This window comes from Bacteroides sp. 51 (assembly GCF_010500965.1).
Lineage (GTDB): Bacteria > Bacteroidota > Bacteroidia > Bacteroidales > Bacteroidaceae > Bacteroides.
Window position 1 is genome coordinate 1 of the sequence record NZ_QVMI01000033.1, and the last position, 19,913, is coordinate 19,913.

The window sequence follows — 19,913 nt, forward strand, 5'->3', positions numbered from 1 at the left end:
TATTTATGACAAGTAAAACCATAATTGCTTAAATATCAATATTATAAATGTAGCTATAGAGTCATTCTTTACATAAAGAATAGCACTTCATAAAATATATTATGTGCAACTCTCCATAATATATTCGCCCCGTTCACGTATAAGCGAGACTAAATCGAGATCGTTTTTCACGCCTAAAATTGCCAGTTTTGGATTGCTTCTATCGCCCGAATAAATAGTGATAGTCTTCAATCCGCAGATTTGTTGTAGTATGGTTCGATGCTCGTTGAAGTCAACAATACGGTAGAGTTCCAGATAATCGCTCCTTCTTGTGAATACACCATGTTCCATAATGAGCTGCTCACCGTTAATGCGATACTCCACCCGTCGAAGATAGACAAAGGCATACAATAGGCGTAAGGACAATACCACTGCTACTATCAGAAACAAATGGGCAAACGGAATCTCATCAATGCCGCCTATAATCAGACAACTGCCTGTAAACAGAATACTCGGTAGCTCATTAATGATGAATTGCAACCAATGAGGTTGCAGAAATATCGTTCTGAATCTTAATATTGTTCCTTCTCTCATATTTATCTATGAAAACGATAACTCCTTTCTTCTTCCTGATCGTTCTCTTTGTGAATATCACTCTCCGCCGTTGTGTTTACTGTGACCGATTGATATTGCGATACAGCATCCTTCATCGCTGTTCTATACTCTTTATATGCTGTTTTTAACTCATTACCAATGTCTTCTAAATCCTCTTTGCAGACCAATCCACTACATCTGGCTGAATGATATTCTTCGCAGGCAATCTCGTACTTTCCATAGATTTTTAATAAATCAGATGGAAGCAGATATTCATCTCCCGAGAATATATCGTCTTGATTTCGCAAGCTTTCCATATATTCTTTCATGGGGTTCTGCTTGGACTGGCTATCTTCGTAAGTTAATTCTCTCATATTATTCTTTGTTATGTGAACTCCATTTTACCTACGTGACAAATCCGATTGTCGCTGTTCTGCGTTGGCTGCTGCTTCAAAAGTTCTGGCGGCCACATCCGCAGGAGTGTCAACCCCAGGTTTGAAATAGACTCTATGCCCCGGTCCATGGTGCTCCATGAATACTGAAGGTCCCGGATGATGCGGTCCTCTCCCTAACTCACCCAAAACGGTTACTCCGGCTAAAAGAGCTGCACCGATTTTTGTTCCGACACTCACCTGATCACGGGATTTCATATCCACTTCACCGAATATCTTAGAAAAAAGTTTCATACGGTGATAATCATCAATAGCTATAAACTTGTCATACTGCTTTTGGGAAATTTCATGGCTTACAGTTTTGCCGTCAATGATAGCTGTCATTCTGTATTTTCCCTCTGTCGCAGGCTCCACACGGATGTCATCTACTGTTACTTCACGCCCGTGGCGCCCTTCCCGATACCAGCCTTTATTTTCGTTGAGATACTTCAGGTCATTGCCATTCATAACGACTGCCTCTTTAGAATGCAGTTGCTCCGGATGTATCTCTTCAATGTTCTTATTACCGACTTGTCTGTTCTCATATTCTTGCCTGTGGCTCAAATCTTCACTGACAGATGGTAGTAAAGCAATTCCAATGGGTTGCTTACTATCCAGCATATCCATGGTAATGGCTTCGCTGAAATCCTCCTTGATAATATCCTCCAAAATGTTTAATCGCTTCTCTATAGAGACTTCTTTGATGGAGTTATTCGTAAGAGCTTTAACTTCTTCTTCTGTCAGATCATACTGAAAATCAGCTTGGACTGCTGATGACTGAATGGTCAATGTCTTGGTTTGTGAATCAATGACTATACCATGACTACTCAAACATTCCTGCCATTTTTCATTGCTGAAATACACCGGAGATGTAATAAGCTCTTTGTATGGTTTGGCCGGTTCGTTATTTCTGGGTTGGGTATGAATGGGTGTTATCACACTTTGTAAATCCTGTAATACATCTCGTTGCGCCACAGGAGCGGTGGTTTGACCTTTATAGTAAAAGCCATATCCACCTGATTGCAGTTCTCCGGGTTTCATCCTACCATCGGGGCGTTCCGGTACCATGGGCGCTCCGGGATGATAAAGATTACCGCCAATCCGTCTAAGGTGAAATCCCTCTTGCCCGCGGGCTGTCCATCCCAGAAACCGATTTCCAAAAACATGAAAAGGTCGTGGCATTCCGGTACGACCATACTCTCCGGTACCAATCCGATAACCATGCAGCCCCATGGCTACACGCCCGTTGGCATTGCGGGCATGGACAAAATCCTTTGGCATATCAAAATCTGCTGCAACGATACTAGCAAAGGTGTTATAACTTCGCTTATTGACATAGTTCGTTCCCCAATCAGTGAGTGCGGTAAGCTGTTTCTCACTGATGGGATAGGTCAACAAGGGTGAGTCATGACCTTGCACAATCAATTTAAAGCCATTGCTGCTTCCTGTGATTTGCGCACGCATTCCGTTCTTGATAAGTAATTCCTGTAATTCCGGTGGTAAATTCAGAGGTATTGGATTTGTATTCTTTCTGGTTGACATAATTTAAAGTCTATGAGCAGGTGCCTGAGCTTTTCGCATAGCTCCATTCTTTTTCATCTCATCCCACATTTCTTCGGTATAATCTTCTTCAGATATATAATCCAAATTACCTTCATCATCCATAGCCCAGCATCCGAAACAGCCATAGTTATGTTTGTTCCAATCCTTTCTGCTTTGCTCTTTCCATATTTGTTCATTGCCTACACACAGGTGAATACCTTTATCATTATTCAGGTCGATCCCCATTGTGATGACATCTTCTTCAATAGAAATGGTGAGTAAATTGCCATTCTTTAGACAATTAAGTTCAGCGTCGCTTAGTTTGAAATCATCGGTCAGAATTTGAAGATTATTTTCAATAACTGATGTAGGAACAGATAAGACTTGTAGCGTTTCCATATCAATCTGATGAAAAGCCATAATGGATTGTTCATCTGGCGTTATTATGGGTGCAATGATTAATTTCCCCTCGTCTAATCGAATACGTTGTTCTTTGCTGAATGGAATCTGTTCATTCACCAATAGTTTCGGGAAGTATACTATATTTACGTTACCGTTCTCATATGGGATTAATTGAAAGCGGGCGCGACCATTGTAAACAGTCCCATTGTCGTCTTTTACCCGAATAGGTAACACTGGAGAGCGGTGCCCATTGCTAATCCTTTGTAATACACCGAGTGGTAAATCTTCAATCATTTCTTTGGATAAGCCAAAGTTTGCGAGATTATCATACGGTATCTCGTCTTCGTTAAATAGGGTTCTATTCATATTCATTTTACGTTTACTGATACAGGCAAATGTAGAATACATTTTTTCGATCTGTCTTAATGCGGATATGAATAGCTTCTGAATTGAGAATAATTAAAGAATAAATGTTCTTTCATACCTACGATCATACCTGTATAAGGGTTAATTCTTATTCTCAGAAATTATGCCATAATCTGTTCGAAGTATGATAACCAGGTATGATAACCTTAAAATTATTAATGTATAATGTTGAAAAATAAGGTATATGGTAATTCTTGTAGTTTTGCTGTATGAAAAATGTTATAGTACTAATTATCCTATTGAGTATATGCGTGTTGTCTCACGCCCAATTTAATACGGTTACCCCTTCTTCATCAATATATAAGATAAGAGAGAAGAAAGATATAAGTAAAATTGAACAACCGGACTCCACTGCAATAAACAGAGAACCACTGTCGGAGAATTCAAGTAAATGGATACAGCAATACTTGAGTGTTTCTTATCCTTTGGATCGTATGGTGGTTAATTCTCCTTATGGAATGCGCAGAGATCCTTTTACAGGTAAACGCAAACAGCATAATGGCATTGACTTTCATGCCAGGAATGATGAGGTTTATGCTATGATGCAGGGGGATGTGGTTAAGGTGGGACAGGACAAGCAATCAGGTATATTTGCCATCCTACGGCATGGCAATTATACGGTAAGCTATTGCCATCTTTCTAGTGTTTTGGTAAAGACGGGTTCAAAAGTGAAAGCCGGGGAAGTTGTAGCTATTACTGGGAATTCTGGGAAATCGACCGGAGAACACCTTCATCTGGGAGTTAAGTGCGATGGGAAGTATGTTAACCCGAATATTTTACTTCAATATATAAAGGAGGTGCGCGAAGAAGAATAATTCACTCAATTATCACTATTTTTGCAGGTAAAATTGTTTTTTTAAATTATGACATACCTTAAAATTTCAGATTCTTTGAAGAACATATTAGTTCCGAAACTCAACGAAATATTTCAGAAAAGGAAATATAATTTCGAAATCAATCATCGGCATAATAATCGATTTATCCAGTTGAATACGATACTAAATAATGATTCCGATGTTCATTATGAATACTATCAAGGGTTTGTGGAGTTGCATTTGGAAGGAAAGTATAGTTCTTATGATTATAATGACGTTTGGAGGACTTTAGTAGACGAATCACGCAAACATAACAATTTAAGTTGGCATAGATGGTCTGAACGGAACCAGGGAAGATGCAGATACGCGAAGCATGTAGAATCACCTGAAGATATTATTGAAGGATTTGAATATCTCTCAAATATTTTCGACCCAATATTGAAGGATATAGATGATAATACAAATGAAGATCGAGGTAATGTAACAGAAACACTTCCTTTGGCAGACCTAATGAAAGTAAATGAACTAACTACATCTATTGTTCAAATAAAGAACTTACCATTTAATAATTTTGTGATCCCAGAATATCAAAGACCATATAAATGGACTGTTAAAAACGTAAATCAATTAATTAATGACCTCCTTGCCTTTCGAAAAAATAAAGAGTATCGTCTTGGAACATTGGTTCTGAACGATAATAACATCGTTGATGGTCAACAAAGAATTGTCACACTATCACTTATCTTGCACGTGCTTTTTTCTAAACAGGATATTTCACAGAAGAGTCCATATCAAGAGGTACAAGATAAAGTAAATACGTTTTGGAAACGAACAAAATTTAAGAACGAGCATTCAATAGCTCATGTAAGAGAGAATCTTACTGCTATAAAGGAAAGAATTGAGGACTTGGATTCAAAATTCCTTGATTTCCTTTTGCAAAACTGCCAGTTTGTGATGGTGCAACTACCTAAAGTTTCAGAAGCCTTCCAGTTCTTCGATTCACAAAATGCTAGAGGAAAAGATTTAGAACCACACGATCTTTTGAAAGCGTTTCATCTTAGAGAGATAAATACGTTTTCAGAAAACGACAGTAGTAATATAACTTATTGGCAAGGACAAAATTCAAATCATCTGGTAAACTTATTCCTCACTCTATATAGAATAAAAAAGTGGTCAAAGAATAATTCCGGGAGAGAATTTACAAAAAGCGACATTGATGTCTTTAAAGGAATATCACTTGGTGATAAACGATATCCTTTCTATATGCAACAACTTATTTGTCACTATTTCTCACATAGGTACTCCAATGATATAACTAGAAATATTGATGGTTCTAATATGGAATTTCCGTTCCAGTTAGACCAAACTTGTATCAATGGTAGTCGTTTTTTTGATATGATTCGTCATTATAACAAATTATACAACCATGTCACTAACTGCGAACACTATAAAGTGTATGACAGTGAAAGCAATTCAGCTTCTGCATACAAAATTATAGATAAACTCAATAAATACCCCAACAGAAACAGGAAAGGTGATATGTATGTTAGACAACTATTTAATAGCCTTCTTATGTATTATATAGACCGATATGGATATGAAGAGATTAATAAAATTACACGTAAAATATTCAAGTATGTATATGCACTAAGATTGGCACATTTCAGTATTCAACTTTCTACAATAGATAATAAGGCGACTATGGGAAGAATGTTTAAGGCTATTCGGGATTCACAAAGTCCATATGATATTATAAATCTCTCAATTCAGTTTTTACCCAAAGAACAAAATGCAAGAAATGCGGACAATATAATTCAAGAACTATATTACTAAGATTATCATGGCTAAAGATATTGAACAACTAACGGTGAAAGACCTTTTAGAAAAGAGTGAATACCGCATACCTATATACCAACGTAATTATACTTGGGGTGTCGAAGAAACTACTCAATTGATTCAAGATATTGCTGATTATGCAAAGGATGACCCTAACAGTAATTATTACATTGGTAACCTTATTGTTTTCCCGCGCTTTAATAATGGAGAAGGATATTACGAAACTATTGATGGACAGCAAAGAACAACAACTCTCTCAATTATTGCTTGCTCTATACAAGCCCACAAACCTGTCCTCTTATCATGGTACAAAAAAATAAATGTTTCTTTTGACCACAGAGAAAATTCTAATTACACACTAAACGCTATTTATAAAGATCCATCAAGTCGTTTAGATGATGACGAAATTAATGTCGATATTATAGGAGTGTATAATAAATCATGGAGTATTATCGAAAGAATCTGTAGAGACAAAGAATTGGATTTGGATGTTTTTGTAGCATATTTATTGAATCAGGTTATTATATTACGTATCGAAGTACCAAAAGAAACTAATCTAAACCATTACTTTGAAATTATGAACTCTCGTGGAGAGCAACTCGAACAACATGAAATAATAAAAGCGAAGTTAATGGATCCTATTAAGGATGATAATATAGACATGGCTACATTCAACCTTATTTGGGAAGCTTGTTCAAATATGGATAGATATGTTCAGATGAATTTTTATAAGGATATAAGAATAACTATTTTTGATAATAATGGAACAGGAAAGCTGGTCTCAAGTTTCGATGAAATCAGTTCCAATCTCACCAAAAATATAAAAGTAGATAATTCGGATGAGAATGAGAAGTCTCTGTCTTGTCTATTCAACGAAGACGAAATAGGAATTCTCTATAAGAAGCCATGGGAGGACACGATAGAAAAGGAGGTTCCTGAATCGTACCATTCTATTATTTCTTTCCCGAACTTTCTGTTGCATATTTTAAAGATTATGTTTCCCAACAATTCTGAAATTGTACTGGATGATAAAAAACTTCTAAAGATTTTTAAACGTGTTATTGAACAATCCGATGACCAAAAAGCCTTTGCAAAGAATTTTATCGTTACCCTTTTAGATTTAAGAGTGCTTTTTGATAAGTATATCATAAAACGAAATCAAGAAAAATGGTCACTAAAACAGCTTCTTCCACAGAAATCACAAAAAGACAAGTATTATTATAAAGATACATTTTCGAAAGATACGGATCCTGAAGAAATAGAAGCTCCAGATAATCGTATGATTATTATGCTTCTATCTATGTTTCATGTTTCGGCTCCAACGCCCACCAACAAGCATTGGATGAATGCAGCATTGAATTATATCTACCATCACAGGAATGCTTCAAGTAGTGACTATTCCGAATACCTATTTAAGCTGGCTAAGGCTTACATGTTAGACAGATATCTGGCCATAGAACAAATACCATTTGAAATGATTATCTACTCAAATAAAACCAACCCTATTAATAATATAGAATTGGCGAATTGGAACGGTATTAATATAGACGACAGTATTCAGGTTGGCGAAAATGTTGAAAATTTCGTGTTTAATTTCTATGACTATCTGTTATGGCTTGAATCAAATAAAACAGATTTCGACTATTCCTACAGAACCAGTGTGGAACATTTCTACCCACAACATCCAACAAACCAAGAACCTATGGAATATAGATCATTGCACAGTTTTGGTAATCTTTGTTTGATTAGTAGAGGTATGAATTCAAAATTTACGAATAATCTTCCTGGTGCTAAGAATGAAAATTTTGGAAGCGTCTTAGAAATGAAATCATATAGTTTGAAACTTCAAGACATGATGAATTGTATAAAACGTGGAAATAAATGGGATGAAAATGAAATTAGCAAAAAAGAGCAAGAGGCTAAAGAACTATTTATAAAATATCTCAATTAAAAATATCCATTCTTCTCCAATAAAATGGGTTGTCATTGCTGTTTGTAAATAACACACACATGTTACTATTATTTTCGTTTGTTCTTGGTTTTTAATTTGAAATAGACTTTCCTACCTCATAAGCCTGTAAAATATTTTTTCTGAGAATAATATTCTATAGAAAAGTATGCGATGATGTACCTGTTTTTGTAACTCAATATAATTCAGAAATTCCATCTTCCTGCTGTTTAGTTAAAAGTGGAATCAAATCCGATTCTAAGTTGAATTTCCACCGCTCGTCCTTCAAATTATAGCTGTGGTTCCTTTTTTCAGCCTGTTTCTCTTTATAATTTCTTCCCCCTTTTAGCGGTATGCGCTAAAGCCTACCTGAGTATTTCGATTTCAGGCGCGAAAGTATTCTCGTGTGTTTAACGTCCCCACAAGGTCAAGCCCTACGGGTTCAACGAAAAATCTTCCGACATACCTCATCGGCACGTAGCGTATTTGTTCGCTCAAACCTTGCCGGTTCTACACCCGAACCTTTCTATGCCCCCGAAACTCGAACACTCCATACCGGCTCCGAGCAGCATTGAAGTTAAAAAAAGGTCGGAAATTATGAAACAGGCAGAAAAAAATATGAAACGTCAAACTTCCACCCTTCCAATCATCATTATGTATTTTTTAATATCAACATTTTAATATTTACAATTATGACAGTAGTTAAGAACAATGGCACAGCCGTAGCAGCAGTAGAGAAAGTGAACGAAGTAGTTACCGCAGTAGTGGTACAAAACCCCGTAGGTACTAAAACTAAATCCGTAAACATTGCATCGGACTTGATAGAACCAAGCAATTATAACGCACGTAAAACCTTTGATGCGGATTCACTAAGTGAGTTGGCGCAGAACATCAATGTTCATGGTCTTATTCAACCCATAACGGTACGTACAAGAGGTGACCGTTACGAAATCATTTGTGGAGAGCGTCGTTTCCGTGCCTGCCGGATGTTGAAACTTACAGAAATCCCTTGTATCATTCGGGAGATAACGGATGAACAAGCGTATGACCTTTCAATCTCCGAGAATCTGCAAAGAGAAGATGTGCCCCCAATGGAAGCGGCAGAAGCATATAAACAACTTATCAGTACAAAGCGATATGATATACCGAGCCTAGCCCTGCAATTTGGCAAGAGTGAAAAGAATATCTATCAAATGCTAAAACTTTGCGATCTTATCCCAAGTATTGCCAAACTCGTCAAAGAGGGAAAACTGACTGCATCGGCGGGAATAGTGATAAGCAAGTATGAGAAAAAGATACAAGAGGAAATTCTGAACGACCGTTTAGGTAAGGACGGCACAGGTGAATGGTGCTATATCTCCGCCGGAATGTTAGAAAATAGGATACAGAATTGCTACACAAGTAACCTTGATAATTACCAATTTGATAAAACCAAGTGCCTGAAATGCGCTCACAATAGCAATAATTTCGACTTGTTCGCTGAGGGTAGCGGATGTGGTAAATGTACCAATAAAAAATGTTTATCGGATAAGCAGAAGGCATACCTCGTAGAACAGGCTCAAGCCATAGCTCTTACAGATCCGAAACTTACCTTTATCGGGGAACAGTATGGTTATGAGAACGAGGCAACACAAATAGTCAAAAAAGGTGGATACGAGTTCAAGAATGTACAAACATATAATCTTCATTCATACCCAACCGCACCTAAAGCCCCACAAACGACCGACTATAAAAAGACGGAAGATTATGATAAAGCACTAGCAAAACACAACAAGGCACAGGAGCAGTATGACAAGCAGACAGCACACCTTGAAGAACTCAAAGAGCAGGGTAAAATCCGTGTATATGCCAAGATTGGGGACAAGAAGGTAAATCTGTACTATAAAGAGGTAGCCACCAAAGATACTAAAAGCAACGAACAACTAATTGACGAACTGACCGCCAAGAAGAAACGTAACAACGAAATTGCGAATGAAAAGACCGCAGAAGGTTTGAAAGAACTCTTACGTACGGAGCAGATACCGCAGTCGGCATTTACCCAAGACGAAGAAATAGCAATGTATTTCTTTATGTTGTCCAAGTTACGCCGTTGTCACTACCCAATAATAAGACTGAAAGAAAACGACTATTACGGTTTGACAGATGAGAAGAAACTCAAAATAGCTTCTTCGCTGACCGAAGAACAGAAAGCCATCATCCGGCGTGATTATCTGTATGACCATCTAACCGACTGCACCAATACGGTAGCTGATGAGAAAGGCAGTATATTATTGGCATTCTCAAAACAACATCTTCCTGAAAAGGCTGAGACGATTGTAAATACCCATAAGGAAGAATATGGTAAGAAAAACGCTCGATTAGATGAACGTATCGCAGAACTGAAAAAAGCTGAAAAGAAAGCTAAAGCCAAGACTAAAGGGGAAAAGACAGAGCAGACCGCTAAGGCAGCGAAGCACGAAGAAGCGGACGGGAAAGCGATAAAGAAAGGCAAAACTGCCAAGCAGACAGTAAAAGTAGCTGAACGATCCAAAGCCGAGGCGGTAGGGTGTGAATTACAGTATTAACAGGGGTAGGAGCAATCCTACCCTAATAAATAAGCAACATTAATGAACGCAATAGCAATAAAATTCGTAAAGTGGGATGTCCAACCACTTGAAAATTTTACAGGGTCAAAAGTGTATGAACTTCGGCAGAGGTTGAACACAGGAAAGAAAATCGACCGGGACGAAAAGAACTGGATAACTGAAAAAGTAAATAACAACACCTATTTCAAAAGTGCCATTCCACTCGGTGGTTGGTGTTTTGACTTTTCGGACGTATTAAAAACCTATGTAGTGAAACAGTACGGTAGTTACCAGGAATATAGAGCGATAGACAAAACTAGTTTACGAGCCATGTTATACGGGCGTATAGACAAAATAATGGAGGTTACAGCATGATAGTTTTCGTATTATTTCAGACAGATATATACCGTACAAGAGCAAGCCGTGTATTTTTCGGTGTTTTCACTTCCGAGGCGAAAGCGATAGATTATGCCAAAGAAAATGGCTTATATAGCCACAGGGCAGAAGTCGAAATAATCGAATGTGAAACGGACAAATACGGGGAAGTATGAGAATAGACATATACACAGACAATCCCATTATAGCCAATCAGCAGGATTATTATGCTCTGGAGGAACTTTTGCATGAAATAGAACCCGACTGCCACAGCATAGAACTTCGGCAGGAAGTAGTAATAATCGAGAATTTGAGTCGTAGAACATTCAAATATCCACGCTATCCCTCTGCCGAGTGGGTGGCTGACCGGTTGCGTTATATGGTTGAAAACGGACTGTAAATATGCTTTAAAGACGATTTAGGCGCATGAATCCGGGCGGAAACCTTGCCCGGACTTCTTTTTCCATGAGCAGTAAGCGAAGCTTTATGCGGGAGAAAAAGAAGCAAAAAGCCGGAAAGAAGAATGACTCCCCACTATTTTTTAAGCTATGATTCACTGTTTAATGGAGAACTAGTATAAACAAGTGGGTTACACAGTACATTTAGGTGTAAATCTTTTTGTCGAACTAACGTCTTCACTATTGTTTTTTAGATTATATGCTTTTACATTATTATCTTCTCCGCATGTAATAATTACATCTCCAGTTTTTGTAGTAAATAAGGTTACGCCTTCTTGATAAAGCAGATTTCTAATTTCTTGTTTAGGATGCTCATATTGGTTACTAAAATCGGAGGAACAAATAGCAATCTTTGGTTTGATTTTCTGTATAAATTCTCTGGATGTAAATCCATTATCAGCTCCGTGATGTGCCAATATCATAACGTCAGTTTCACTATTGGCCATGCCGCAACTCATTATTCTGCTTGCGATTGCAGCATCTTCACAATCACCAAGACTTAATACTGTAAATCGACCTGCTCTGAATAACTGCACAATAGAATTATCATTATGATTATCTGCTTCTGATGTAGGGTTATATATAATATTATTATATTTTAATCTTGTACCAGGTTCCAAACTAGTGACAAAATTGTGTGATACCTCACATCTGCTGATATAATTAGCAGAACAATACTCTTTTATTGCCTTCAAAGAGTTTTTTCCACAATGTGTATCTGGTGCATAGCCTGGATGAACTATTCTTTTGGGTTTTAGATACTGTAAGATCAATTTCAGCTCCTCATAGTTGCAATGATCTTGATCCCAGCTAGTAATGTGCAAACAATCTATCGTGTCACAGCCAGTTATTTTCATTTCTGCTAAAATCTTCGGCCCATTTACCTCATTTATGCGTGCCTCAATAAGTGTAAAATGATTATCTACACTATATGAAAACGAAGAACCTGGTGTGCTCAGTTGGTAAGCTCTGAATCTCGTGTTTTTTGTCATTTCTATATTAGGTATTTACTATTAAATATGGTAGATATAACCTTATTTGGATTTCTGTTAACCAGTTAGAATGTTTAATAAGCGCCTCAATTTGCTTTTGTTTTAAGGAAGTTAGATTTGTACTAACAGCCTTGGCTACATTATGCTCTTCCTTAGTTGGCATAATCGCCACTAATTCTTGCCATTTTATGTTTTGTTTTAAATGCTCCATTAAATTTATTGAAGCAGCAGAGCTTATGGTACGATCCTTACTTTTTAAATAAGTAACATCCTCTTCATTGATATTGTGGCATTTATATAATTCTGGAGCGATATTGTCTTTTGCTATATTGTCAATAAATCCTCGAATTGGTCGATCACTGACATCCCACTCTAATGATAAATAAGCGTATCTCATGTAATTGCCATGTTTAGAATAGATATTATTTCGCATTTGGAACGTTTTAATACGTCTCATCATTATATTAGCTGTTTTGACAAGCATTAAAGGTATATTAAATGCCCATTTTGCACTCATATCTCCAACGCCGGCATCACTTACTATTATATACTGTGTGTGATAACTACTATACTCTTCACTCAATTTATGTGCACCTTGGTTATCATATAATCCGCCATCAATCAGCAGAGGTTTCTTTTCCCCTTTTTTGAAAGGGACATTATAATACTTTTTATTAATTTTGACTGGAGAGAAAGCAAATGGCACACAAGATGATGCCATTACAGCATCTGCCACAGGAAATTCCTCATGGTTAAAAATAATTTCCTTATTCTCCCCCTCATATTTATACCCTGCCATTTTCATTTGTGAAAATGTAAACAAGGTTCCTGTTGCTACATCTGTTGAATTAATGGCAATCAAGGGTTTAGTAGGGAAGTTAGATAGTTTTGATTTTTTAAAAAACAATCTGTTATATGATTTCTTAATCCAGAAACTAAGATGAAGTAGCTGGTAACCAAAGAAAAATAAGAGCAACAAACAAGGGAATAATGCCCACCATCCTAAAAAATATATTGATAGGATTATCAATAGAACAACTACAATTAGGTTGATTATTGAACTTGTCAACACTCCTTTTTGTAACTTCCGCATAAATGATTGCTCAAAATCATCATAATTATCCTTATTCAAAGCATAGTATGCAGAAGTGATAGAACCTCCTGAAACTGATGAAATAACATCTATATTATCCAGTATTCCTAATCTGTTTAATGCTCTTAACGTCCCAATATGATAGGCCGCTGCTCTGTATCCTCCACCGGATAATGCTAATCCTATTTTTTCTGTATTTTTTGCCATATTTTATAGCTTTATAAAGACGTTGCTGAAGAATAATCAGTTCTTGCGTTTGTGCCTATGTGATACCATATATTACCATGCTTATGCGTTGAATACACTCCTTCTCCGCATTGTTTCAATGCATTAACAACTGCCTGGCTTAAATAGCACCCTATTTTTTCTGTGGAAATATAAGATATGCTTGGTTTGATATAACTTATCATGTCATTATCTAAATTATATTTGCTCCCGTGATGAGGGACTTTTAACCAATATACATTCTTAATTGTGTTTTTATCTTGCGTATATTTTAGATTATCTATTGCAGCTCGACCTGCATCCCCCATGAATAGGAATATCTTTGCATCATCGGGTTTAAATACAAAAATCACGCTGCTTTGATTGTGGCTAGATGGATCGTCACCTGCATCATCTAATGTTTTGCTATATACTTTACCTTCCTTTAACGTTACAGTAGAATCTTCTTCCTCTGATGTGGTGTAATCTTTACAATCTAGTTCATTTCGAAAATTTGGAACAAGGCTTTCGTAATACGATACAGAGGGACCTATCACTTCTATGTGAGAATCGAAAGCAAATGCACTATATGGTTGTTTACTATGGTCACCAGCATCAGAAAAAGGCTCAACCCAATTTATCTTGTGAGTTAGGCCATCCAAAATATCAAGCATATTTTTAGCCCCAAGATCAAATACCGAACGAGCTCTAACTTTTAAGGTCTCAGTCTTAGTAATACGCTTGACCTGTCCCAATAAAATATGATCAGCTGGATCATGAACCCAGAATTCCGCAATCTCAATCTTGTCTTTTGTGTTATCTCTTATTTGTTCAAGAAGATAAATGAACCCACCAAAGTGATCTTTATCACAGTGGCTACATATTGCTAAATCTATTCTATTTTTCTTATACCGTGCTTTGATAAAATCTATAATAGTTTTACCATCACTATAGTTTCCGGCATCAACAAGAACAACATAGTCATTCTCATTCTCGTCATAAAAGTGAATCAAGCAAGCATCAGCTGCCTTTACATTTAATAGGTCAATTTCATATTTTGTTATTTTCATAAATAAAAGCATTTTAAGAACTATTCACAAAATAAGTGCCACATGTTTAAAAAGTGAAAAAGTGTCACTTGCCCGACAAAATGGCAGTAAATAACATGTAAACGGTTACTCTCATTGTGTAGATAGTGGTAGTAATATCTTAAAGCCTTTACTTTTATCTATATTAGGTTTTCGTTTAACTACTCTTGAAGCTCTCTATATTTCTGTTTGAACCATTGGATAACACTAGTGTCATTGATGAACAATATAAAATCAAATGGAGAGAAAAGCTTTATGCGGGAGAAAAAGAAGCAAAAAGCCGAAGAGAAGAATGACTCCCCACTAATTTTCAAGCAAAGTTACAGGAAATCACTCACAAGTTGCAAGGTCAGGCACTCCGTAGGAGTATTTCCGGCAACAATCTCCACACTTTTGAGGTAGTATTCTTACCCAAAACCTTGCACGAAGTGAGCGCATTTCCTGTGGGCGTGAAAGCAAAAAAATAGTGTTTAATCATTTAATATTTTGCGTCATGAAAGTAGATTATTTTTTCATTCCGGAGATTACCGTGTCTTACAAAGACCAGGTGAAAGCATCAGAGCGTTTCGTAGTTAAAAGTTCTTTGGATGCTTCCAAAATATTTGCTGAAGTTTTTAAGGATTGCATGCAACATCACGAAGAAATATATGCGATGTTCCTGAACCGTGCCAACCGTGTGTTAGGTATATTATGCGTTGGCAAGGGCGGATTAAGCGAGGTTACTGTCGATACTCGTATAATCCTGCAAACCGCCCTGAAAGCAAACAGCGCAGCTGTTATGATTTGCCATAACCATCCGAGTGGCGCAACACTGCCTAGTCGGCAGGATATTGCGCTGACCGAGCGGCTAAAAGCAGGCTGTCAAACAGTCGGAGTTCAACTATTAGACCACCTGATAATTACGGACGAAACTTATACAAGTTTTACAGATGAAGGGCTTTTGTAGCCCTTTTTTTGCTCATCATCCACATGCACAGCTCATTTACCATTCTTTTTCTTCATGAATATATCATCAATCATCTCCTTAACATCCTGATTCACCTGTATAAAGTTAGAATAAAGAATACGTTCCCGGGTATCTTTCGACTTAAACGTATAAAACTTCGGTAGATCCACATAGCTTTGTTCCTCCTTCTTTATCTCATCCATATCAAAGTCCGTCTTGCAATAAAACTTGGATGTTTTGAACTCTTCCGACTCTTGAATATTCATATTCCCATTCGCGCCAATCTTTGTCTTCACAAAATCCCGTGCCGCCTGTCCGCATATCCATCCTGTTGGCATATCACTGATTTTGGATGCGGGCACAAGGTTATCCATATTTTCATTGAGATTGATGCTTGTCTTATCCCGGTCAATGGTAACACCTTTCTTGAGTTGCACTACTTTGCCAAAGATATCATTACTCAACCATTCCAAAGTTTCCTTAGAACGCGCTGAGCCGGCTACTACATTACCAACTGTGGTTATAATCTTTTGCATACCTACCTTTCCATAATCAGACTCTAGCTGTGGCAGTTCCTGGAAACCGAGTGCTACCGAAACCTTGTTGCTTCGTGCAGTCCCAATCAATCGGTCTATCTTGTGAAAGTAAAGTGTCGGCAACTCATCCACAATAATGCTTACAGGTATATTCTTGCCTTGTCCGGTATTTACCCGTGTTACCAGTCGGTTCAGAATCAGCGCATTCAGTGCCCCGATGATACTCTCCATTTCAGGATCATTGGCAATCAATAAGTAAGATGGATTCTTGGGGTCTGATACTTTCAAGTCGAAATCATCACCATCTTTGTGGAATATCCAATACGATTCTTTGGTTGCCAACCGGGAGGTATAGACGCGAAGCGTACCGATCATACCCTCCAATTGCTCCATGGCTTTATTTTTCAACGCAGTCTGGAATGGTCCGAGCAAAGGAGCAACCTCATTATCAGTCTCCAGTATTTCAAAGATTGTCTGATAACTCTCATTAAGGAACGAAAGAATATGAGGCATATCGGAGTATTTTCCTAACCAATAAGCCGGTTCCACTCTTTCTCCACCTTTTCGGGCAAGAACTACTCCTGTGGGCTTCCAAAAACCGGTTTCTTTATCTTGCACTTTCTCTGCATACAACATATTTCCGTCTTTATCATACGGTTCCCGTTCATAGTTTACGAAAAAGTAGATACAGGCAGCCAGAAAGTTCACTGCGGAAGTCTGGAAGAACTGGTCGCTACCGCCACCACCTTCTTTCTTTCCTTTCTGCAAAGACTCTAAAAGTGTCTCGGCCGTCTCGCTGGCCGCTGCCAGGTTGGAAATATACTTCTTTTGTATCGGATTGATTCTCCGGCTATATTCCACATCTACAAAGTTGATGATATTGAATTTACATCCTTCAGGCAGTTTACCGAGCTGCTGATTCTTTTTGTAATGATAATAAAGTTTGGTAGCTAAGGTCGGAAACTTGTAATCATACACCACCATCGCAAATCCTTTGGCTGCATGCTGACGGATAAACGGCTCTATAATCGAGAACGTTTTACCCGAACCGGGAGTACCCACTACCCATGTTCCACGAAACGGATTGACGATATTTACCCAACCTTTGCGAAACTTCCCTTTATGATAGTAACGCATGGGAATATTGACCGAATACTCATTTTCTTGCAACTGGCTACACTGCTCGAAGCTTTCATTCTCGAAGTTAAACCGGTCTTTTAACAAACCCTCCTTGAGAAACTTTGAGATATTGTCCAACGCTACATGCACCAGTATGGTTCCAATCACCGTTGCAACCATATAAAGAATAATATTCAGTGGTAAAGTGTACAGGCGCATATCTATAGAGTGCCCAAACAGCCACACAGATGCCACCAGAAAAAACACCCCGCCAACCAGGGGATAAAGCACCTGCCTACGTGCATCAAACTCCAGATGTTTTTTGTTACGGGTGCCGACACATGTAATGCAGATAAGCATGAATGTAGCTACTTTGCTGTAAACGAGATTCCCGTCATGATAGATAAACCAAGTCTTGATGCGGTCGTGTACATCGCATACGATTCCATTCCAGTGATCGAATACCTCCGGATGGAAGGCATATTCAAAAAACTCCATCAGTACAGAGATATAAATCACTGCCCTGAATATCTTATACGCACCCTGTAGCTCTTTGCTTTCTTCCATCGGATTTATCTGTTCAATGTGATAATCGGTCTTGCTTTGTGTCCCTGTAACTTGGGTGTTTCCTGCATGGCTCCACTGCCCAATGAATATAACCAGGCCTTAGACGTTTCTTGTCCTTTCACCTCGGTAGATGTCCAATACCAGCAACGATCCGGCTCATCCGGCAGCGGGTTTCCACCACATAATTCTATATAGTGATTGACACTGTTCTTTGCAGCATAGAGCAAACGCATTTGAGCCACAGAAGGTATGTAAGCACTCTGTCCGTAGTACCAAATATCAAGCACCTGTTTCGCCATGGGTGATGAAACATCACCGGTATCGAATAAGGCGAAAGTATTCTCGTTTCCATCATAAGCCGTCACATCAGCAGATGTTCCCTGACTGGTGCCGATGCTGTCAGCAAAAGCTTCAGGTAAAAGGTCGTGGAGATAAACGGCATAACCATCTCCTTCAGTTTCTCCGTTATGGTTCAGATGGAAAACTACTCCGATTGCTTCCTTACCAGATTTTATATAATCTTCATAACTCATCACATTTCCGTCCGTACAGAGAATATATCCCACTTTCATCGTGGTATCCGGAAAATTCAAATGTCCGTCGCAAGCTGCTAATAGAACGGCTGTGCAACATGCAAATAATATCTGTCTCATCTTGTCGGTATTTTAATACCAATTACTATACCTGTACGCAACAAGTCCTTGCCCTCAATCATTACGTCACTTTTTACCTGCCAGAAAAGTTGCCACCCTTTCCGTAAAGAGTAACTGTGTTCATAACCTATATGAATGCCGCCCAGTATATCATGCCGGTCAGATCCCAGAGAACCGCCTAACCGGAGGTTCCCATAATTATTGCGCCCTCTGACTACACAAGGCTTATAAGCGGCACCCACTCCCCAGGTATTATAGCTTTTCCAAAAGGAATCCGGACAAATATGCCCACACGAGAGACAGTCCTCCCATTTCAGATATGCATTCCCGAAGAATTCCCATGCGTTGTGATAACGAGTTTCATATTCATAGCCTACTGTCATATCCATTCCATTCTCATAAAGCAGGCCAATACCTACCTGAACCTTTCCGCTCCCATCATCAGCCAACGCAACAGTACTCATACTCAAGACTGCCACCAATAGTATAAATAGTCTTTTCATTCCTCAATCAATAAAGCGTGGTTAAAACTATCGGCGCTTAATACATCTTCGTAGTCGATATTGACTGCAATTGTACGACCAGAGATTTGCTTCTCACTGATCTCGATGGTCAATACCTTGTCATTTGGAAAAGTCATTTTCCGGATCACCATCACATTGCGATATCCGCGCAGAAAGGATTTAGTTTGTTCCAAACTTAGTTCAGGCTTAATTTCTATAACCTGAACATTGGTTGCTTTTGAAATCTTCTTATCCGCCAACTTGATACGTATCTCATCCATATCAAAGCGAATATGGGTACGGTTCTCTATGGAGAAGTCTATAAAGAAATAGTCTCCTACGGCATAGATGTTATTTAGTCGCATTGTCATCCGGTGTTTCTTGGTGCTTACATTACGGAAACTGGCGGGAGAGGTCCATATCTGCCGGGCAAAACGGTACATATCTTCGGTTGATAATGATACTGCCGGGTTGTGGTAAATACGTCTTTCCGAGAACTCCACTTCTTTGTCTGTTACGGCTTCCTGCATCCGGGTGGTATAAAGTAATGCGTACTGTGTGCGGTAGCGCTCTGTAACGATGGTGACAATGGCCAGAATTTCACCATCTTCATGACCGCCTTCTTTGGGTTTCAGCCGGATAGTGTTATTGATAGGTTGGTCGCCTGCGACCTTATCTGTAGAGATGTCTACAAAGCGGATTGGTTCCGAGGCTGTTATAACCGTTGTCACCTGCTCGTTGACTGTAAGCTGTTCCATTTCCTCGTAAGTCTGCTGTGCAAACATGGGACTTACAATTCCCAGCCCCAGTATGAGGGCTGTTATCTTTTGTTTGATATTCAT

General features: G+C 38.3%; 18 protein-coding genes. 7 read left to right on the forward strand and 11 right to left on the reverse strand.

From position 1 onward, the window contains the following. Positions 1–99: 99 nt before the first annotated feature. Genes D0T87_RS19295 through D0T87_RS19310 form a run of 4 tightly spaced genes read right to left on the reverse strand, consistent with a single transcriptional unit; the run spans position 100 to position 3,314 of the window. The gene (locus D0T87_RS19295; RefSeq protein ID WP_163177128.1) at positions 100–573 is read right to left on the reverse strand and encodes a PH domain-containing protein; all 474 of its coding nucleotides are present in this window, start codon (positions 571–573) and stop codon (positions 100–102) included. Positions 574–575: 2 nt separating this feature from the next. Next, entirely contained in the window at positions 576–947 is a 372-nt protein-coding gene (locus tag D0T87_RS19300) for a hypothetical protein (RefSeq protein ID WP_163177130.1), read from the reverse strand. A 27-nt stretch (positions 948–974) separates the two neighbouring features. After that, positions 975–2,546 (reverse strand): hypothetical protein, encoded by a 1,572-nt coding sequence (locus D0T87_RS19305; RefSeq protein ID WP_163177132.1) that lies wholly within the window; start codon positions 2,544–2,546, stop codon positions 975–977. A 3-nt stretch (positions 2,547–2,549) separates the two neighbouring features. Continuing rightward, positions 2,550–3,314 carry a DUF4099 domain-containing protein gene (locus D0T87_RS19310; RefSeq protein WP_163177134.1) on the reverse strand — a complete coding sequence of 255 codons (765 nt, stop codon included), beginning with the start codon at positions 3,312–3,314 and terminating at the stop codon, positions 2,550–2,552. Positions 3,315–3,583: 269 nt separating this feature from the next. On the opposite strand from D0T87_RS19310, the gene D0T87_RS19315 reads away from it, so the two are divergent. From D0T87_RS19315 to D0T87_RS19340, 6 genes are all read left to right on the forward strand, one after another. Then, a complete protein-coding gene (locus D0T87_RS19315; RefSeq protein WP_163177136.1) occupies positions 3,584–4,189 on the forward strand; it encodes a M23 family metallopeptidase in 606 nt (201 codons plus the stop codon). Between the two features lie 75 nt (positions 4,190–4,264). Then, the gene (locus D0T87_RS19320; RefSeq protein WP_239063773.1) at positions 4,265–6,022 is read left to right on the forward strand and encodes a DUF262 domain-containing protein; all 1,758 of its coding nucleotides are present in this window, start codon (positions 4,265–4,267) and stop codon (positions 6,020–6,022) included. Positions 6,023–6,029: 7 nt separating this feature from the next. Then, on the forward strand, positions 6,030–7,976 hold the full coding sequence (locus D0T87_RS19325) for a DUF262 domain-containing protein (protein WP_163177140.1): 1,947 nt from the start codon (positions 6,030–6,032) through the stop codon (positions 7,974–7,976). A gap of 689 nt (positions 7,977–8,665) precedes the next feature. Further along, the gene (locus D0T87_RS19330) at positions 8,666–10,537 is read left to right on the forward strand and encodes a ParB/RepB/Spo0J family partition protein (protein ID WP_163177142.1); all 1,872 of its coding nucleotides are present in this window, start codon (positions 8,666–8,668) and stop codon (positions 10,535–10,537) included. Between the two features lie 42 nt (positions 10,538–10,579). Next, positions 10,580–10,912, forward strand: a complete 333-nt coding sequence (locus tag D0T87_RS19335; RefSeq protein WP_163177144.1) for a molybdenum ABC transporter ATP-binding protein — start codon at positions 10,580–10,582, stop codon at positions 10,910–10,912. A gap of 172 nt (positions 10,913–11,084) precedes the next feature. After that, complete coding sequence (locus D0T87_RS19340) at positions 11,085–11,312, forward strand: hypothetical protein (protein ID WP_163177147.1); 228 nt, start codon at positions 11,085–11,087, stop codon at positions 11,310–11,312. Between the two features lie 189 nt (positions 11,313–11,501). On the opposite strand, the gene D0T87_RS19345 is transcribed toward D0T87_RS19340, so the two are convergent. Genes D0T87_RS19345 through D0T87_RS19355 form a run of 3 tightly spaced genes read right to left on the reverse strand, consistent with a single transcriptional unit; the run spans position 11,502 to position 14,729 of the window. Next, entirely contained in the window at positions 11,502–12,362 is an 861-nt protein-coding gene (locus tag D0T87_RS19345; protein WP_163177149.1) for a ComEC/Rec2 family competence protein, read from the reverse strand. 7 nt (positions 12,363–12,369) lie between these two features. Next, positions 12,370–13,662: a patatin-like phospholipase family protein gene (locus D0T87_RS19350; protein WP_163177152.1), complete on the reverse strand. Its 1,293-nt coding sequence runs from the start codon at positions 13,660–13,662 to the stop codon at positions 12,370–12,372. 11 nt (positions 13,663–13,673) lie between these two features. Further along, positions 13,674–14,729: an MBL fold metallo-hydrolase gene (locus tag D0T87_RS19355; protein ID WP_163177154.1), complete on the reverse strand. Its 1,056-nt coding sequence runs from the start codon at positions 14,727–14,729 to the stop codon at positions 13,674–13,676. Positions 14,730–15,240: 511 nt separating this feature from the next. Here D0T87_RS19355 and D0T87_RS19360 point away from each other — a divergent pair. Continuing rightward, on the forward strand, positions 15,241–15,693 hold the full coding sequence (locus D0T87_RS19360) for a RadC family protein (RefSeq protein WP_163177156.1): 453 nt from the start codon (positions 15,241–15,243) through the stop codon (positions 15,691–15,693). Between the two features lie 32 nt (positions 15,694–15,725). Here the strand turns inward: D0T87_RS19360 and D0T87_RS19365 are convergent, their stop codons facing one another. Genes D0T87_RS19365 through traN form a run of 4 tightly spaced genes read right to left on the reverse strand, consistent with a single transcriptional unit; the run spans position 15,726 to position 19,913 of the window. Beyond that, on the reverse strand, positions 15,726–17,915 hold the full coding sequence (locus D0T87_RS19365; protein WP_163177158.1) for a type IV secretory system conjugative DNA transfer family protein: 2,190 nt from the start codon (positions 17,913–17,915) through the stop codon (positions 15,726–15,728). Between the two features lie 5 nt (positions 17,916–17,920). Then, on the reverse strand, positions 17,921–18,568 hold the full coding sequence (locus tag D0T87_RS19370) for a DUF1566 domain-containing protein (protein ID WP_163177160.1): 648 nt from the start codon (positions 18,566–18,568) through the stop codon (positions 17,921–17,923). Continuing rightward, positions 18,565–19,071: a hypothetical protein gene (locus D0T87_RS19375; protein WP_163177162.1), complete on the reverse strand. Its 507-nt coding sequence runs from the start codon at positions 19,069–19,071 to the stop codon at positions 18,565–18,567. Before D0T87_RS19375 ends, D0T87_RS19370 begins: the two co-directional genes overlap by 4 nt. Then, on the reverse strand, positions 19,068–19,913 hold the full coding sequence (gene traN, locus D0T87_RS19380; RefSeq protein ID WP_163177164.1) for a conjugative transposon protein TraN: 846 nt from the start codon (positions 19,911–19,913) through the stop codon (positions 19,068–19,070). Before traN ends, D0T87_RS19375 begins: the two co-directional genes overlap by 4 nt.

Bases quoted from the DNA above. Each gene is read 5' to 3' on its own strand.
- D0T87_RS19295 (WP_163177128.1), bottom strand. From the start codon at position 573: ATGAGAGAAGGAACAATATTAAGATTCAGAACGATATTTCTGCAACCT.
- D0T87_RS19300 (WP_163177130.1), bottom strand. From the start codon at position 947: ATGAGAGAATTAACTTACGAAGATAGCCAGTCCAAGCAGAACCCCATG.
- D0T87_RS19305 (WP_163177132.1), bottom strand. From the start codon at position 2,546: ATGTCAACCAGAAAGAATACAAATCCAATACCTCTGAATTTACCACCG.
- D0T87_RS19310 (WP_163177134.1), bottom strand. From the start codon at position 3,314: ATGAATAGAACCCTATTTAACGAAGACGAGATACCGTATGATAATCTC.
- D0T87_RS19315 (WP_163177136.1), top strand. From the start codon at position 3,584: ATGAAAAATGTTATAGTACTAATTATCCTATTGAGTATATGCGTGTTG.
- D0T87_RS19325 (WP_163177140.1), top strand. From the start codon at position 6,030: ATGGCTAAAGATATTGAACAACTAACGGTGAAAGACCTTTTAGAAAAG.
- D0T87_RS19330 (WP_163177142.1), top strand. From the start codon at position 8,666: ATGACAGTAGTTAAGAACAATGGCACAGCCGTAGCAGCAGTAGAGAAA.
- D0T87_RS19335 (WP_163177144.1), top strand. From the start codon at position 10,580: ATGAACGCAATAGCAATAAAATTCGTAAAGTGGGATGTCCAACCACTT.
- D0T87_RS19340 (WP_163177147.1), top strand. From the start codon at position 11,085: ATGAGAATAGACATATACACAGACAATCCCATTATAGCCAATCAGCAG.
- D0T87_RS19345 (WP_163177149.1), bottom strand. From the start codon at position 12,362: ATGACAAAAAACACGAGATTCAGAGCTTACCAACTGAGCACACCAGGT.
- D0T87_RS19350 (WP_163177152.1), bottom strand. From the start codon at position 13,662: ATGGCAAAAAATACAGAAAAAATAGGATTAGCATTATCCGGTGGAGGA.
- D0T87_RS19355 (WP_163177154.1), bottom strand. From the start codon at position 14,729: ATGAAAATAACAAAATATGAAATTGACCTATTAAATGTAAAGGCAGCT.
- D0T87_RS19360 (WP_163177156.1), top strand. From the start codon at position 15,241: ATGAAAGTAGATTATTTTTTCATTCCGGAGATTACCGTGTCTTACAAA.
- D0T87_RS19365 (WP_163177158.1), bottom strand. From the start codon at position 17,915: ATGGAAGAAAGCAAAGAGCTACAGGGTGCGTATAAGATATTCAGGGCA.
- D0T87_RS19370 (WP_163177160.1), bottom strand. From the start codon at position 18,568: ATGAGACAGATATTATTTGCATGTTGCACAGCCGTTCTATTAGCAGCT.
- D0T87_RS19375 (WP_163177162.1), bottom strand. From the start codon at position 19,071: ATGAAAAGACTATTTATACTATTGGTGGCAGTCTTGAGTATGAGTACT.
- traN (WP_163177164.1), bottom strand. From the start codon at position 19,913: ATGAATATCAAACAAAAGATAACAGCCCTCATACTGGGGCTGGGAATT.